At 60.4% G+C, this 15,011-nt stretch carries 16 protein-coding genes; 11 read left to right on the top strand and 5 right to left on the bottom strand.

The window, feature by feature from the left end; genetic code table 11:
- Nucleotides 1–106: 106 nt before the first annotated feature.
- Genes CRO06_RS09435 through CRO06_RS09410 form a run of 6 tightly spaced genes read left to right on the top strand, consistent with a single transcriptional unit; the run spans nt 107 to nt 6,666 of the window.
- Nucleotides 107–1,078, top strand: coding sequence for a YbgA family protein (locus CRO06_RS09435; RefSeq protein ID WP_097058324.1), 972 nt, complete (start codon nt 107–109; stop codon nt 1,076–1,078).
- On the top strand, nt 1,075–1,959 hold the full coding sequence (locus CRO06_RS09430) for a MerR family transcriptional regulator (RefSeq protein ID WP_022997234.1): 885 nt from the start codon (nt 1,075–1,077) through the stop codon (nt 1,957–1,959). The genes CRO06_RS09435 and CRO06_RS09430 overlap by 4 nt, the downstream gene beginning before the upstream one ends.
- The gene (locus tag CRO06_RS09425) at nt 1,937–3,382 is read left to right on the top strand and encodes a cryptochrome/photolyase family protein (protein WP_097058323.1); all 1,446 of its coding nucleotides are present in this window, start codon (nt 1,937–1,939) and stop codon (nt 3,380–3,382) included. The genes CRO06_RS09430 and CRO06_RS09425 overlap by 23 nt, the downstream gene beginning before the upstream one ends.
- On the top strand, nt 3,379–4,644 hold the full coding sequence (locus CRO06_RS09420; RefSeq protein ID WP_097058322.1) for an NAD(P)/FAD-dependent oxidoreductase: 1,266 nt from the start codon (nt 3,379–3,381) through the stop codon (nt 4,642–4,644). Before CRO06_RS09425 ends, CRO06_RS09420 begins: the two co-directional genes overlap by 4 nt.
- Nucleotides 4,641–5,426, top strand: a complete 786-nt coding sequence (locus CRO06_RS09415) for a DUF1365 domain-containing protein (RefSeq protein WP_097058321.1) — start codon at nt 4,641–4,643, stop codon at nt 5,424–5,426. Before CRO06_RS09420 ends, CRO06_RS09415 begins: the two co-directional genes overlap by 4 nt.
- The gene (locus CRO06_RS09410; RefSeq protein WP_051414248.1) at nt 5,410–6,666 is read left to right on the top strand and encodes an SAM-dependent methyltransferase; all 1,257 of its coding nucleotides are present in this window, start codon (nt 5,410–5,412) and stop codon (nt 6,664–6,666) included. Before CRO06_RS09415 ends, CRO06_RS09410 begins: the two co-directional genes overlap by 17 nt.
- Here CRO06_RS09410 and CRO06_RS09405 read toward each other — a convergent pair.
- Nucleotides 6,647–7,150 carry a chalcone isomerase family protein gene (locus tag CRO06_RS09405; RefSeq protein WP_179746555.1) on the bottom strand — a complete coding sequence of 168 codons (504 nt, stop codon included), beginning with the start codon at nt 7,148–7,150 and terminating at the stop codon, nt 6,647–6,649. The two genes, CRO06_RS09410 and CRO06_RS09405, sit on opposite strands and share 20 nt — an antisense overlap.
- Before the next feature lie 29 nt (nt 7,151–7,179).
- Nucleotides 7,180–7,740, bottom strand: coding sequence for a DUF2358 domain-containing protein (locus CRO06_RS09400; protein ID WP_022997240.1), 561 nt, complete (start codon nt 7,738–7,740; stop codon nt 7,180–7,182).
- Nucleotides 7,741–7,844: 104 nt separating this feature from the next.
- On the opposite strand from CRO06_RS09400, the gene CRO06_RS09395 reads away from it, so the two are divergent.
- Genes CRO06_RS09395 through CRO06_RS09380 form a run of 4 tightly spaced genes read left to right on the top strand, consistent with a single transcriptional unit; the run spans nt 7,845 to nt 11,419 of the window.
- Nucleotides 7,845–8,375: a DUF2878 domain-containing protein gene (locus tag CRO06_RS09395; protein ID WP_026948850.1), complete on the top strand. Its 531-nt coding sequence runs from the start codon at nt 7,845–7,847 to the stop codon at nt 8,373–8,375.
- The gene (locus CRO06_RS09390) at nt 8,372–9,148 is read left to right on the top strand and encodes a DUF1295 domain-containing protein (RefSeq protein WP_055100232.1); all 777 of its coding nucleotides are present in this window, start codon (nt 8,372–8,374) and stop codon (nt 9,146–9,148) included. The genes CRO06_RS09395 and CRO06_RS09390 overlap by 4 nt, the downstream gene beginning before the upstream one ends.
- Nucleotides 9,145–10,167 (top strand): SAM-dependent methyltransferase, encoded by a 1,023-nt coding sequence (locus CRO06_RS09385; protein WP_179746553.1) that lies wholly within the window; start codon nt 9,145–9,147, stop codon nt 10,165–10,167. The genes CRO06_RS09390 and CRO06_RS09385 overlap by 4 nt, the downstream gene beginning before the upstream one ends.
- Nucleotides 10,157–11,419: a sensor histidine kinase gene (locus tag CRO06_RS09380; RefSeq protein ID WP_097058319.1), complete on the top strand. Its 1,263-nt coding sequence runs from the start codon at nt 10,157–10,159 to the stop codon at nt 11,417–11,419. The genes CRO06_RS09385 and CRO06_RS09380 overlap by 11 nt, the downstream gene beginning before the upstream one ends.
- Before the next feature lie 10 nt (nt 11,420–11,429).
- On the opposite strand, the gene CRO06_RS09375 is transcribed toward CRO06_RS09380, so the two are convergent.
- Nucleotides 11,430–12,128: a response regulator transcription factor gene (locus CRO06_RS09375; RefSeq protein ID WP_022996641.1), complete on the bottom strand. Its 699-nt coding sequence runs from the start codon at nt 12,126–12,128 to the stop codon at nt 11,430–11,432.
- A gap of 278 nt (nt 12,129–12,406) precedes the next feature.
- Here CRO06_RS09375 and CRO06_RS09370 point away from each other — a divergent pair, with 278 nt between their 5' ends.
- The gene (locus CRO06_RS09370) at nt 12,407–12,874 is read left to right on the top strand and encodes a GNAT family N-acetyltransferase (RefSeq protein ID WP_179746551.1); all 468 of its coding nucleotides are present in this window, start codon (nt 12,407–12,409) and stop codon (nt 12,872–12,874) included.
- On the opposite strand, the gene CRO06_RS09365 is transcribed toward CRO06_RS09370, so the two are convergent.
- Both CRO06_RS09365 and CRO06_RS09360 read right to left on the bottom strand, forming a co-directional pair.
- Nucleotides 12,850–14,124, bottom strand: a complete 1,275-nt coding sequence (locus CRO06_RS09365) for an MFS transporter (RefSeq protein WP_097058317.1) — start codon at nt 14,122–14,124, stop codon at nt 12,850–12,852. The two genes, CRO06_RS09370 and CRO06_RS09365, sit on opposite strands and share 25 nt — an antisense overlap.
- 78 nt (nt 14,125–14,202) lie before the next feature.
- Entirely contained in the window at nt 14,203–15,006 is an 804-nt protein-coding gene (locus CRO06_RS09360) for a crotonase/enoyl-CoA hydratase family protein (RefSeq protein WP_022996638.1), read from the bottom strand.
- Nucleotides 15,007–15,011 lie beyond the last annotated feature (5 nt).

The following is a 15,011-nucleotide window of genomic DNA, read 5'->3' as shown; positions in this document are numbered from 1 at the left end:
GACCGGTGGCGTTCACGGATCTTCACGGTGCCTTCATCACGGCTCGTTGAAACTTGTACAGAGCGGCATTCTTGTACAGGTCAAAGAAAGCGAACGGAGCCTAACCATGAGCGCGCATCCGGGAGACACCAAGGATCGACGCATCCCCGTGGGGATCAGTGCCTGCCTGCTGGGCAGCCCGGTACGCCACGACGGTGGGCATAAGCACTCCCGTTACTGCACGGAGGTGCTGGGCCGCTACTTCCAGTTTCATTCCTTGTGTCCGGAGATGGGCGCTGGCATGAGCGCGCCTCGTCAGGCCATGCGGTTGGTGGAGATCGATGGTCAGATCCGGCTGCGCGCCACGCGCGGGGAAAAGGATTTCACCGCGCTGATGCACAGCTTTATTGACCAGGAGCTGGAACACCTCGCGCACCTCAGAGGGTTTGTATTGATGGCCAAGTCACCCAGTTGCGGCATGGAGCGAATAAGGGTCTATCGCGCCGATGGTGAGGTGGCGAGGCGGGATGCCAGCGGGCTGTTCGCGGCGGCGCTGGCGGGGCGGTTTCCGCTGATGCCGCTGGAGGAGGAAGGGCGGCTGAATGACGACGGTCTGCGTGAAAACTTCGTTGAGAGGGTGTTCGTTTATGACGACTGGTGCCGCTTGCAGGAGGGTGGGCTCACCGCGGAAGGGTTGCTGGCCTTCCATCGTCGTCACAAGTTTCAATTGCTGGCGCACTGTCAGTCCACCTACCGGCGGGTGGGCCCGCTATTGTCCGATCTCAAGCGTCAGCCTCTGCCGGTGATCGCGGAGGAATACATCACCCAGGTGATGCCGGCGCTGGCGCGGCGAGTGTCACGTGGCAGCCACGTCAATACCATGCTGCACCTGACCGGCTTTCTGCGCGAGGCGCTGAGCGCCGAGGATCGCCGCTTGATTCATCAGCAGATCGAGGCCTATCAGCGCGGTGAAGTTCCTCTGGTTGTGCCGATGACGATGCTGAGGGGCGCTCAGAGCAAAGTGGAGCAACCTTATCTGGCGACCCAGGAGTATCTGCGCCCGTATCCGGATGCCCTGGGTTTGAGGAACCGGTTATGAACACGAAAGAGAGGCTGACGATCCAGGCGGTGAGCCGGCGTTGCGGTGTGAACCCGGTGACGTTGAGGGCCTGGGAGCGGCGCTACGGATTGATCCGTCCGGCCCGGACAGAGCGGGGACATCGCCGATACAACGAAGCGGACGTGGCCCGCATCCGCTCTATTCTCGCCTGGCTCGACCGGGGGCTGCCGATCAGTCAGGTACGTGCTGTGCTGGAGCGGGGAGAGGCCCCCGGGGCGGTGACGGGGCCTTGGCACCAGGCCATGGAAGAGGCCCGGGTGGCTCTGGATGACCTCAACGTCCGCCGACTGGAACAGTTGTTCCGCCGGCTGACCGGTGACTACCCACTGGAGCAGGTAGTGAACGGCTGGTGTGAGCCGTTGCGGTCGCATCTGCAAATGCCGGGACGTATTGCCGCCCGTGCCCTGTTTGACAGCTTTTTGCGGCAGAAATTGTCCGGCCCACTGTTGGCGGCCGCTCCCAGTCGCCGTCAACACGGCTGGCTGGTGATGGCGGTGGGGGATCCCCTGCCGGCGATGTTTCAGGCCGCTTTGTCAGAAGTGCCGGTATGGACTTTGGTGCTGCCGGTGGCGGGCGCGGAGCTCGGGGCCTGGTTGAGCCATTCCCATTTGGACGGCTTGCTCTGGGTGCTCGGGGAGCACCCCGGGAGACGACAGAGTAACCGGTTGTGGCCCGAGCGCATGCCGGATTCCGGGCTCGCGCTATGGTGCTGCGGGCCGGCTCTGACCGGGGAGTTACGCACACCGGAGTGGCTGACGCGCTGCCCGGGCGGTTTCGCCGAAGTGGCCGGGGCGATGAGCGATTGGTCGGCGACCATGGCGGCGGGGAGGGCGGACCATGCGTCTGATCTGGTTCCGTAACGATCTGCGATGTCACAGTCACACCCCCCTGCAGCGGGCATTGGCGGCTGGTGAGCCGGTGATCGCCTTGTATGTATTGTGTCCGGGTCAATGGGACCGGCACGGGGTTGCGCCGCTGCGCCGCTGGTACGTATTGGAGAGTCTGCTGGAGCTGGGACATACGCTGGCCTCGCGTGGCGTTGATCTGCATGTGATCGACGGCGGTGACTTTGAGGGCACGGTGGGGGTGGTGACGGACTTTGTTCGCCAACACAACATTACCGATGTGTTTTGCAACCGCGAGTACCCGCTGAATGAACTGAACCGGGATCGGGCCGTCGCGCGCGAACTGGAGGCGGAAGGGGTCCGTATCCATGGCTTCGACGATGGCGTTCTGGTGCCGCCAAGATCCTTGAACACGGGCAAAGGTACCCCTTACACGGTCTTCACGGCGTACAAGCGACGCTGGGATCAGTGGATGGAAGAATACGGTCCACAAGTGGCGGAGGCGCCGCGCTGGCCGAGACGGCGGGGCCGCTTTGTCGGGCATGACACGGTGGACGGGGCGCTATCGGCGCTGTCGCTCGGGCAGGCGCCGAGAGCACTCTGGCTGCCAGGAGAAGACGCCGCCGTGCGGCGGTTGAAGGTGTTCGTTGAGGAGCATATCGGCGATTACAAGAGGTTGCGTGATGTGCCCGCGGAGACGGCCACCAGTGAACTGTCGGTGGCGTTGTCCGCCGGCACCCTGGCACCGGCGGAGGCGTGGCGGGCGGCGCGAATGGCGATGCGGGATCCGGCGGCCAGGGAAGGCGCGGTGACCTGGATCGGCGAGCTGGCGTGGCGGGATTTTTACCGGCAAATTCTGCACCGGTTTCCGGCATTGGCGAAGGGGGCGCCATTCCGTCCGGAAACGCGGCTGCTGCGTTGGAATGACAATGAAGCGCATTTTGCAGCCTGGTGTAATGGGCGTACCGGCTATCCGCTGGTCGACGCGGCGATGCGGCAACTGGTGAGCACCGGGTGGATGCATAATCGCCTGCGCATGCTGACCGCCATGTTTCTGACCAAGCATCTGTTTATTGACTGGCGAAGGGGGGAGCGGTTTTTCATGCAACATCTGATTGATGGAGACTTCGCCGCCAACAACGGCGGCTGGCAATGGAGCGCGTCCACCGGCACCGACGCGGCGCCTTATTTCCGGGTCTTCAGCCCGGTGCGGCAGAGCCGGCGGTTCGATCCGGAAGGGCGTTTTATCGCCCGCTATGTCACCGAGCTGGCGGAGCTTGATAACAACGCTATCCATGAACCCTGGAAGCAGCCATTACTGACCGGGGACTATCCGCCTCCGTTGGTGCCACATGAGGGGGTCAAGCAACGTGTGGAAGCGGCGTTTCGTGCCGCGCGTGACGCTTGGAGCCAGCAGGCCGGGGAGCGTAAGGCATGAGTCAGAGTATTGCCATTGTCGGCGGCGGCATTGCCGGATTGACCGCGGCCTGGTACCTCGGTGCCCGTCATCAGGTCACGGTTTTCGAAGCGGAAGTGCAATTGGGCGGACACACTTATACCGTGGACGTGCGCCGTGACCACGGTGATTACGCAGTGGACATGGGTTTTATCGTATTCAATGACCGTACTTACCCGAATTTTGAAGCCTTGCTGACCTTGCTGGGAATAGGGCGCCAACCGACCCGCATGGGGTTCGCGGTGTCCGATTCGCACACCGGGCTGGAATATTGCGGTGATGGCCTGGGAGGGTTCTTTGCACAGCGCGCCAACCTGGCTCGCCCCCGGCACTGGAACCTGTTGCGTGACATCCTGCGCTTCAATCGGGAGGCTCCGGCGTTGCTGGCCGAGCCGGGAGGCGAACAACCACTGGGGGCGTTCTTGCGGGAACGCGGTTACAGCGATGCTTTCCGGCGGCACTACATTCTACCCATGGGCGGTGCCATCTGGTCTTGCTCGCTGGCGCAAATGGAGGCTTTCCCGGTCCGCTTTTTCGTGCGTTTCTTTGAGCATCACGGCTTACTGTCATTGCGCGGTCGGCCGCAATGGTACGTTATCCCAGGCGGCTCCCGCAGCTACGTGCGAGCGTTGTGTTCAACATGTCCGGCGCAATGGGTTACCGGGCGCCCGGTGGTATCGGTACGCCGCGATGCCACAGGGGTGGGCCTGAAGCTGGCGGGGGAAGAAAGATGTCGCCGCTTCGATCAGGTAATTCTTGCGTGTCACAGCGACCAGGTGTCGAGAATACTGGAGGATGCGGACCCGCTGGAGAAGACATGCCTGGATGCGTTGCGCTATCAGGCCAATGATGTGGTGCTGCATACCGATACCCGCTTGTTGCCCCGCCGGCGGCGGGCCTGGTCCAGTTGGAACGCATTGTTGGGGAAAGCGGGTGATACCGAACCGGTGCAAGTGACCTACAACATGAACCTGCTGCAAGGGCTGACTTCGCCGGAAACATTCTGTGTGACACTGAACGCGGGCGACCGGATTCGCGAGGAAGCGGTGTTGCACCGCCAGGTATTTCGCCATCCAGTGTTCACCCCGGAAGGGCTCGTCGCACGCCAGCGTCTTTTGCAGCGCAACGGCAAGCGGCGAACCTGGTTTTGCGGCGCCTGGTGCCGTAATGGCTTCCACGAGGACGGGGTGGTATCGGCTCTGGACGTGGTTGAGGGGCTTGACCGCTGCGGGGGGAATCCATGATTCCGGATTTCGCGCTGGCTCGCGGCCACGTCTGGCACCGTCGCCCGGAGCCGGTGGCGCATGCCTTCCAGTATCCGCTATGGCTGGTGTGGTGCAATGTGGACGAACCGGATCGGCTGTTGCGGCGGCAGAAGTTGTGGGGGCGGCGCTGGCGCCCGGTGACATTCCGGGACCGGGACTTTGTCGATGGCCGGGACCGGCCGCTGGGAGAAAAAGTACGTGAACAGGCTCTGATACATGGGCTCGACTGGTCGTCGGGCCGGGTCTTCATGCTGGGACAATGGCGCACTTTCGGCGCTGTGTTCAATCCACTGGTGCTGTATATACACTTTCCTCCTGGCGCTGATCGCCCCGCGGCGATGCTGGCGGAGGTGAGGAATACGCCCTGGCATGAACGGTATTTTTACCCGCTGCCGTTGATCTCCGCCGCGCAAGGCCAGACCGCCTGTCACGACAAGACCTTCCATGTTTCTCCATTCTTACCCATGGCACTGCGTTATCACTGGTGTCTTCACGCGTTGTTTCCCGATCTGCGCTTAACGTTGGAAGACCGTGACGATGATCGGGTCGTGTTTGCCGCTGGCTTGAACATGCGCATGCTCGACGCCGATGCCGGTGCCATGGCGAGGATCATTTACCGCTTTGGCGCGCAGAGTCTGAGGACCATGGCGGGCATCTACTGGCAGGCCTGGAAGTTATGGCGAAAAGGGGTGCCGTTTCACGCCCATCCCGGGCGAAGTGAGTTGAGAGAAGAGGAAAACAGCCATGATGGACGCGGATAAGGCATTGACGATGCGACATCCGACCTGGCTGCAGAGAGTGGCGCGCAAGCTGGTGCACAGGCGGCTGGCGGCTCTGCCTGCCGGTGGTCTTTCTCTTTATGAGCCGGATGGTGCTCTGGTGCGCTTCGGCAACGGCGATGCTTGCCTGCATATTTCCGACTGGGACTGCTATCGCCGGATGATGACCGGCGGTGCGCTGGGGGCAGCGGAAGCGTATATGGATGGTGGTTGGGATAGCCCCGATCTGGTGGCGGTGATGCGCTATTTCGCGGCCAACGTGAACGTCATCCGGTCACTGGAAAGCGGGACGGCACTACTGGCCAAGCCGCTGTTGAAGGCCCTGCACTTCGCCAATCGTAATTCCGTGAACGGATCGCGCCGTAACATCGCCGCCCATTACGATCTGGGCAATGCGTTTTTTTCTCTGTTTCTGGATGCACGCATGATGTACTCCAGCGCTATCTACCCCGACCCGGAGGCGGACCTGGAAACCGCCGCATTGCATAAACTGGATCTGATCTGCCGCCGCCTGCGTCTGCGCGAAGGCATGCACTTGCTGGAGATCGGTACCGGCTGGGGCGGATTGGCGATATATGCCGCTCGTCATTATGGCGTCCGGGTAACGACCACGACACTGTCCCGGGAACAGGCATATTACGCTCGTGAGGAAATAAAAAAGGCCGGCCTGGAAAACCGCATTGAAGTGCTGGAGCGCGATTATCGGGAACTGACCGGCACTTATGATCGCGTGGTCTCCGTGGAGATGGTCGAGGCGGTGGGGCATCAATACCTGAGCGGATACTTCAGAATCTTGGATCACCTCCTCAAGCCGGACGGAATGCTGCTCCTGCAGGCGATCACGGTGCCCGAGCAACGCTATGAGTACGCGCGGGATAATGTGGATTTCATAAAGCGGTACATTTTCCCCGGCGGCTTTCTACCGTCGGTCACGGTGATGTGTGACGCTTTGCGCCGCCATACTCGCCTGGTCCCGGTGGCATTGCACGATATTGGCCTGGACTACGCCCGTACCCTGGGGCATTGGCGGGAGCGCTTTGTGTCCGCCTTGCCGAAGATCAGTGAGATGGGGTTCGATGAGCGCTTCTGTCGAATGTGGAACTACTATCTTTGTTACTGTCAGGGCGCCTTTTTGGAGAGAGCCATCAGCACCGTGCATCTGGTGGCTATCGGGGAGCAATATCGGGATGAGGTGAATCCCCTCAGGAGCCGACATCCATAAGCGCGGCTTTAAGTGCATCGAAGTAAGGACGTTCACCAAACCAGATGGAAAGATAGGCGCTAGCGAAGTCGTCGCCCTTTTCCCTCGCCACGGCTTCGCCGTTAAGGAGAAGAACGAGGGTGCCATCGGCATGGTAATCAAGGCTATAACGGTCGCCTTCCTGAATCGTTTGATAGGCAGCATTGAAAGCGTCTATGCGTGACGCCAGACGCTTAAAGGCGACAGCGGGAAGGTTGCGTTTGATGATCTTGCGAGCTGCTTTGGCGAAGGCATCACCGGGGATTTCCCGGTAATACGTGAAGTCAAGGCGAAGTGGCGCTGACAACGGGGATGTGGTGTTGCAATCGGGCCGATGCAGGGAAGCCCGGCCAACGGTAATGAATCGGAGTGCCTTTACCTCGGCTTGGGAGCAGACTGGCATGGTATCGAATGGCCGCGCGCCAACAGTGGCGCTGAGGATTGGGCAAAGCACCACGGCGAACATGACAGTGGACTTCCGGAAGCGTCGCCACATCAGGGGTGCTCCCGTAATGTCCGCGTCAGTGTGCCAATAATCGGTAGATGCTGGTCGAGCCCCTGGCTGCTGTCCCAAAAATCCTGATGGAAAATGACCTGGCCCTGCCGATTGAAGCGAAGCTGAGAGATGCCAATAGTACGTGAGCTGCGATTTCGACCAAGAATCTTGAAATGGGTTTCCATGATCCATTGCAGAAAAACATCATCCTCATCCCGCCAGATCTTGCGAACATAGAGTTTCATCTCATCAAGCCGGCCGGCGGTTTTCAGCATATGTTTCTTGAGTTCATCACGTCGATAGAAAGTGGCGAGAGTATCGTTGAAATAAATCTGCTCCGCATAGACCTCATCCAGATGTTCCCGGATATAGTCGGCGTTGATCGGGGAGTAGAGTGCTATAAAACGCTCCAGTGCCGCCGGTGGCGGGGACGCCACACCACGCTTTTGCGCCAGAGCCTGCTCGTAGAGATGAGAATAACCCGGAGATTCGGGGGTGTGGAAACAGCCGGTGACGGACAGAAACGTTATAGCGGCGATGGGCCACAGGAAGCGCGTCATGGGGATCTCCTCGGTACATGGTCGCCACTCTTTCATGGTGGTTGTGAATCCGCTGTGAGGCCGGTTCACGAGCCGTTGACGAAGAGTGGGTGATGCTGCCACACATGAATCGCGCGTTTGCCGCGACAGCGGTTAACTTTATTGGGTTGCAGGCGTTATGGCCGGTGGCGGTGATCGGGGCCGTGCGTCAATGGGCGGTTCCGGCTTGGAGCGTCGTGATGGTGATGCTGGTGCTGCTCTGGGCGCTGGAGAGGAATTGGCGGTCGGATTCAAGACTGTTGTTGGCCGGTGCCCTGGGCTGCGTTTTGGTGGAGCCGCTGTTGATGCTCACCGGATTATTGCGCTACGCGACAGGCGGTGGCGCGTGGTGGCCGCCGTCATGGATATGGAGTTTATGGCTGGGCTTCGCGGTAAGCTTTAACTATTCACTGGCCTGGTTGCACCAACGACCGCGTTGGGCCGCCATGCTGGGGGCGGTGGGAGGTGTGGTCTCGGTGAGCATGGGGATCCGGCTTGGGGCAGCGAGCGCGCCGCTGGGCTGGCTACCGTTGGCATTATGTTATGCGCTGCTCTGGGCGGCGGTGGTGCCGTTGTTGGCGGCCATGTCGCGACGTGAATGGGAGAAAGCGCCATGATCTCCAGTATTTTGACATTCAGCCTGGTTATGCTGCTGCTGGCTTTTACCGTGGCATGGTGGATTCAGCGGCTGGCGGGGAACGCGGGTTATGTGGATGTGGCCTGGAGTGTGGGTATCGGTGTGACCGGGTTGTCGTACCTTGTTGTTGGAGAAGGTGAGTTGCTGCCGAGACTGGCGGCGGGTGTCTTGTTGCTGGTCTGGGCGATGCGCCTTGGTGGCCACATTCTTAAACGGGTGGTTAACGAGGAACAAGAAGATGGCCGCTACCGGGCGATGCGTGAACGCCTGGGGCGTGGTGCGCAGCCTGCATTCCTCTTGGTGTTCTGGGCACAGGCGGGATTGGCCTGGCTCTTCGCGCTGCCATTCCACGTCATCGCCGGCCAGCCGTGGTTCTCCCCGTGGGCGATGGCCGCGGGCGTCGTCATCGGCTTGGTGGCGATATGGGGAGAAGCCCTGGCGGATCATCAATTGGCACGGTTCAAGGCGCGAGACGACAGTCACGGGCGAACCTGCCGTGACGGCCTGTGGCGATACTCACGGCACCCCAACTATTTTTTTGAGTGGTTGCATTGGTTCAGCTACCCACTGATCGCCGTTGGTGCGACAGGTGGAGTCTGGCTGTGGGGCCTGCCGGTAATGATGCTGCTGTTTCTCTGGTTCGTCACTGGCATTCCCTATACCGAGAAGCAGGCGCTGAAATCCCGTGGCGCGGATTATCGTGATTACCAACGTACCACCAGTCCGTTTATCCCCTGGAGACCCGCCTCATGATGATTCGTCTGGCTGAATCCGGCTTGTTGCCCGACAGGCTGGTCCGCCAAGGTATTCGTTACTTGCTTGGCAAACGTCTGCGGCGGGAACAGCCCCGCCGATCCGAACAGAGTCAACTGCTCGACACACTCTCCGGCGGCCCGGTGGCGGTGGCACAAGGAGAAGCCAATGAACAGCACTACGAGGTGGATGCTCGCTTCTATTCGCGGATTCTTGGACGGCATCTTAAATACTCCAGCGGATACTGGCCGGATGGCGTGGATGATCTGACCGCGGCGGAGGAAGCAATGCTGTCACTCTCCTGCGAAAGGGCGAAGCTCAGTGATGGTCAGGAGGTGCTTGAGTTGGGTTGCGGCTGGGGATCGCTTTCCCTGTGGATGGCCGACCGCTACCCGCACAGCCGTATTACCGCGGTCAGCAATTCAAACTCGCAACGGCAATGGATTCTGGCCCGGGCCAAGGCGCGGGGACTGGATAATCTTCGTGTCATCACTGCTGATGTGGCCGTGTTCCAACCGGATCGGAACTTTGATCGTGTGGTCTCGGTGGAGATGTTTGAACACATGCGTAATCATCGTGAGCTGACCCGCCGTATTCACCATTGGTTGAAGCCCGGTGGCAAGCTGTTCGTGCACATATTCTGCCATCGGCAGCTGACATATCTTTTCGAAACGGAAGGTGATGCCAATTGGATGGGGCGTTACTTCTTTACCGGCGGGGTCATGCCGTCCTTCGATTGGCTGCCCCGTTGTGCCGATCGGCTCAACCTGGAGCAGTCCTGGGCCATAAATGGCCGCCACTATGGTCGTACCCTTGAGGCCTGGTTGGAAGCAACGGATCGCCAGCGGGAAGAGTTGATTCCACTACTGGATGAATTATACGGCGGCAATGAAGGGGTGATCTGGCTACAGCGTTGGCGGATGTTTTTCATGGCCTGCGCCGAACTGTTCAACTATGGTGAAGGCAAGGAATGGTTCGTTGGCCATTATTTGTTCAGTCGGGATCAAGATGACACGTAAAGGGGTCCAGCACCGGCTCACCCGGGTTTTTCTGATACAGATTCTGTTTATCAGCCTGGCGACGGTGCTTGGCGTCTGGGCCACGGCGAAAATCATTGAGAATGTGCTGGTTAAGGAAGCCTTGATGAAAGAGGCTGAGCACTACTGGCAACTCTATCAGCGCGACCCGGATTTTCCCCGCCCCAACACCCGCCACTTGCTCGGACTGCTGGTGGATGGGAGAACCCAGGATCCGGTGCCCGGGATCCTGCTGTCATTGCCCGACGGTTATCAGAGGGTAACGCTGGATGGCGAGCAGCCGTTGGTATACATAGAACATAAAGGCGAGGCCAGGCTTTATCTGATCTTCGACGAGCAGAGAGTATCCGTTCTGGCATTCATGTTCGGTATTTTGCCTCTGACCGGCGTGTTGCTGGTGATTTACCTGACCTCCTTTCTTGGTTGGAGAAAGTCCCGGGAACTGGTGTCGCCGTTGGTTCGGCTGTCGGAAACATTGCGCTATGCCAATGTGCTTGATCCGCGGCAGGCACGACCGGATTTTACTCAGGTCGAGGCCGAGCCGGGCAGTGAAGCATCGGTACTGATCGCCGCGCTGGATGCGTATGCCGACCGCCTTTTGCGTTTTGTTGAGCGGGAGCGGCAGTTTACTCGGGATGCCAGCCATGAACTGCGTACGCCACTGGCGGTGTTTCGTGCCAATCTGGAACTGTTGGAGCGCCAAGTCGGGGATCGTCCGTTGATCGACAGGATGTCGGATACCGTCGACGATATGGAAGCGCTGGTGGAGACGTTATTGCTGCTGGCGCGCACGGAGCAACGACCGGCGGCATCGGAGTCGCTGGTGGTGAACGACGTCGTGGCGAATCTGATAGAACGGCTGCAGCCGTTGGCGGAGCGTAAACAGATTCATCTCCGGGTGAAGCAGAAGGCCTTGTTATCACTGGAAGCGTCGGAAACGGTACTGAACATCGTCTTCACCAACCTGATTCGTAACGCCATCAATTACAGCGGTTCGGGCCGTATCACTCTGGTCGTGGTCGCGGATGCGGTGCACGTGGTGGATACCGGAACCGGAATGGATCGCAAGGAACTGGCTCGGCTTTTGAAGCCGTTCGAGCGAGGTTCCAGCAGTGAGGGTGGCTATGGATTGGGGCTGGCTATCGTGCAGCGCCTCTGTGAGCGATTTGAATGGCATTTGGACGTGGCCAGCCAGCCAGGAAAGGGCACGGACGTTCGCGTAAGGTTTCGTTAGGGCCCCGGGCTCAGGCACTCTCGCTCCGCGGAGCCCGGATGCTGAAGCCGACGCCGGGCAGAGTCTCCATCAGGCTATGATCAAACGGCTTGTCCACCGCCTTGCGCAGATTATACAGATGGCTGCGTAACGCGTCGGAATCGGGTACCAGGTCGCCCCAGAGTTCCTGTTCGAGTTGTTCGCGGCTAACCACTTTGGGCGATTCGCGCATCAGAATGCGCAAGATTCGGAATGCAGTGGGAGAGAGCTTCAGAATTTGTCCTCCACGGCGGACTTCCTGTCGGGCGGGGTCCAGTTGGAGATCAGCGATGGTAATCACGTTGGGGGTGACCTCGCGGCGCTCCCGGCGCACCAAAACGCGAACACGTGCCACCAGTTCCGGGAGCGCGAAAGGTTTGACGATGTAATCGTCGCCACCGCGCTCGAATCCTTCCAGCTTGTCATCGAGGTGGTCCCGTGCGGTGAGGAAGATCACCGGCGTATCCAGAGCCAGATCACGGCGCAGATACTGGCAGAAGCTGTAACCGTCCTCGCCGGGCAACATCACATCGAGTATCAGAATATCGTAGTGGTGTTCCTTGACCAGCGAGCGAGCCAGATCAGTGTCGCCGGCGTAGTCCACTATCGCGCCCTCCTGTTCCAGATACTCGACCACGGTTTGGGCCAGTTGGCGATGGTCCTCCACCAGCAGAACAGACAGATTCTTCACGATGTCACTCCTGTTTTCTTTCGTGCATCTTCCACCTGATCGCGTCAAGGCGTTGTCAATTATCATCACGCGAATTGAGGCGCGGCACCAGGTACCCGAAGGGCTGTCGTGAATCACCAGGTATACGCAAATTACGACATTGTCCGGGTCGGCTTTCTCGTATTATGGAACAGCCCCTTCTCATTGGGCGGGATTCTTCTTACAGTGCAACTTCCATTGCCTGGGGCCTTGGGCCCGGGCGCCGTCACGAGGAAAGCGTTTCATACGTCATGGTCGTCATGGATAGGCACCGTCCCGTCGTTCTACGTCCGGCCCGTCGGCAGGACGCGGCGGCTATTTCCCGTTGCGTGCTGCGAGCTTATCAGCATTTCGTTCCGCGCATGGGGCGCCCCCCGGCGCCGATGACCGATGACTACAATCAAGTCGTGCTGCGGAACACCGTGTGGGTGGCGGACGACGGCCTCGGCATTCAAGGAGTGGTGGAGCTGGAAGAAACCGACTTCGGATTGCTCACCAAGAATATGGCGGTGGATCCTGATTTTCAGAAACAAGGGTTGGGCCGCAGGCTGTTGAAGCAGGCCGAACAGCTGGCTCGTGATGCCGGTCACGACATGCTCTATATCTACATCAGCGAAGCCATGGTCGAAAACCTGGTGTTTTACCTGGATCATGGCTACGAAGAATGCGAGCGGCGCCTGGAGCAGGGGGTTTATCGCCGCATTTATTTACGTAAGGCGTTGCTCTGATCTTCCTCCACCGCAACGTCTTCAAGTCGATCCACCCGGCGTAAAACCGGAAAGCCCCACATCCACAGGCCGACCACCGCCAGTGTGCCGACACCGCCAATCACCGCCGCCGGCACGGTGCCGAACCAGGACGCGGTAATGCCGGACTCGAATTCTCCCAACTCATTGGATGCCCCGATGAACAGCATATTCACGGCGTTGACGCGTCCCCGCATTTCGTCCGGCGTGGCCAGTTGCAGCAACGTCAGCCGCACATAGACACTGATCATGTCGGCGGCGCCGGCAATGAACAGGGCGGCCAGCGACAGCCAGAATGAGGTGGACAGGGCAAACACCAGATTGGCGACGCCGAAAATCGCCACCGCCGCGAACATCACCAGGCCGGTATGCCGGCGAATGGCGCGCACGCCCAGATACAAACCCATGACGAAAGCACCGAGGGCAATGGCGCTGCGCAGGGCGCCAAGTCCCTCCGAACCCACGTGCAGGATTTCGTCGGCGTAGATTGGCAGCAGCGCCACCACGCCACCGAACAAGACGGCGAACAGGTCCAGGGAGATAATGCCGAGAATGACCGGTTTATGGCGGATATAAAGAATACCGGCGGTAAAGCGTTGCCAGGAGGTGGTGTCGCCGGAATGCAGAGGGCGCTGTCGGTAGCGGACCGGCACCAGAAAAAGCATGGCCAGGGCGAACAGGAAGCAGCCCAGGACCACACTGTAAGCGGTGGTGGCACCGAGCGGATAAAGCAATCCTCCCAGCATCGGCCCGCCAATGACCGCGATCTTCATGATCGAGGAATTGAGCGCGATGGCTTTGCCAAGTAAGGCTTGCGGCACGATTTGCGGTAGCAGGCTTTGCAGGGTCGGGCCGGTGAAGGCGCGGGCGGCGCCAAACAGCACCAACACCGCATAGAACGGACCGGCATGATCCGGCGGGTTCAGGGAAAGCATGATGAACAGCGCGCTGCATACGGCTTGCGCCGCCCAACTGGCGTGCAGGATCAGACGCCGGTCAAAGCGGTCCACCAGATCGCCGGCGGGCAGCAGCAACACCACCATTGGCAGAAACTGGGCCAGGCCCACATAACCGAGGCTGAGCGGATCCCGGGTCAGTGCGTAAACCTGCCAGGCGACGATGATGGCCTGCACTTGCATGGCCAACGCCGCGCCCAGGCGGGCGAGAACGAAAGGCGCGAAGCCCGGGTGTTGATAGACGCGGGGCCCGGCGTCGACAGTGGGAAGGGGCATCGGAGTCCGTCCAGTGACCGGCACGCGGACCGTGCCGGACAGGAAACGAAAAGGGCGCGTGGGCGCCCTGGTCAGGGGTTACTGGCCGCTGAATCTCGGGTCCCGTTTTTCGATGAAGGCAGCCACGGCCTCGTCGTGGTCGTCGGTGGTGTGCGCCAGCGCCTGCATGGCGGCGGACATTTCCAGTACGGTATCCAGACGCGAGGAGCGCGCGGTCCACAGCAGGCGTTTGGTCATGCGCACCGCCTGTGGCGGGTTGGCGGCGATACGCGCGGCCAGGGCGCGGGCTTCGTCCAGCAACTTGTCGTCGGGTACCACCCGGGATACCAGACCACAGGCGAGCGCCTCCTCGGCGCCGACGCGGTCACCAGTGAGTGCCATTTCCGCCGCTTTGGAGAATCCGACCACGCGCTGCAGCAACCAGGCGCCGCCGTCTCCGGGAATGATGCCCAACTTGACGAAACTCTCGGCGAACCAGGCACGCTCGCCGGCGATGCGGATGTCGCACATGCAGGCGAGATCGCAGCCGGCGCCCACCGCCGGGCCGTTGACGGCGGCGATTACCGGGACTTCCAGTTTTTCGAACGCCAGCGGAATGCGCTGAATGCCGGTTTTGTAGTTGCGCCGGGTTTTCACCGGGGCGGTGGCGTCGTTGAGACCGCCGGCGGCGCCCATCTTTTTCACGTTGCCGCCGCTGGAGAAGGCGCTGCCGGCGCCGGTGAGAATCGCCACCCGGGCTTGCGGGTCCGCCTCCAGGCGGTCCAGGGCATCCAGCAGCGCTTCGATCATGTCGGCGTCGGAAATCGGGTTGCGGTTTTCCGGGCTGTTCAGGGTCAGGGTGACGATGCCGTCGTCGATTTGATAGGTAACCAGTTCGCTCATGAAGA

The organism is Alloalcanivorax xenomutans (assembly GCF_900217905.1).
Taxonomy (GTDB): domain Bacteria; phylum Pseudomonadota; class Gammaproteobacteria; order Pseudomonadales; family Alcanivoracaceae; genus Alloalcanivorax; species Alloalcanivorax xenomutans.
Note: the sequence above shows the minus strand (reverse complement) of the source record. Positions and strands in the feature narration are given on the sequence as shown.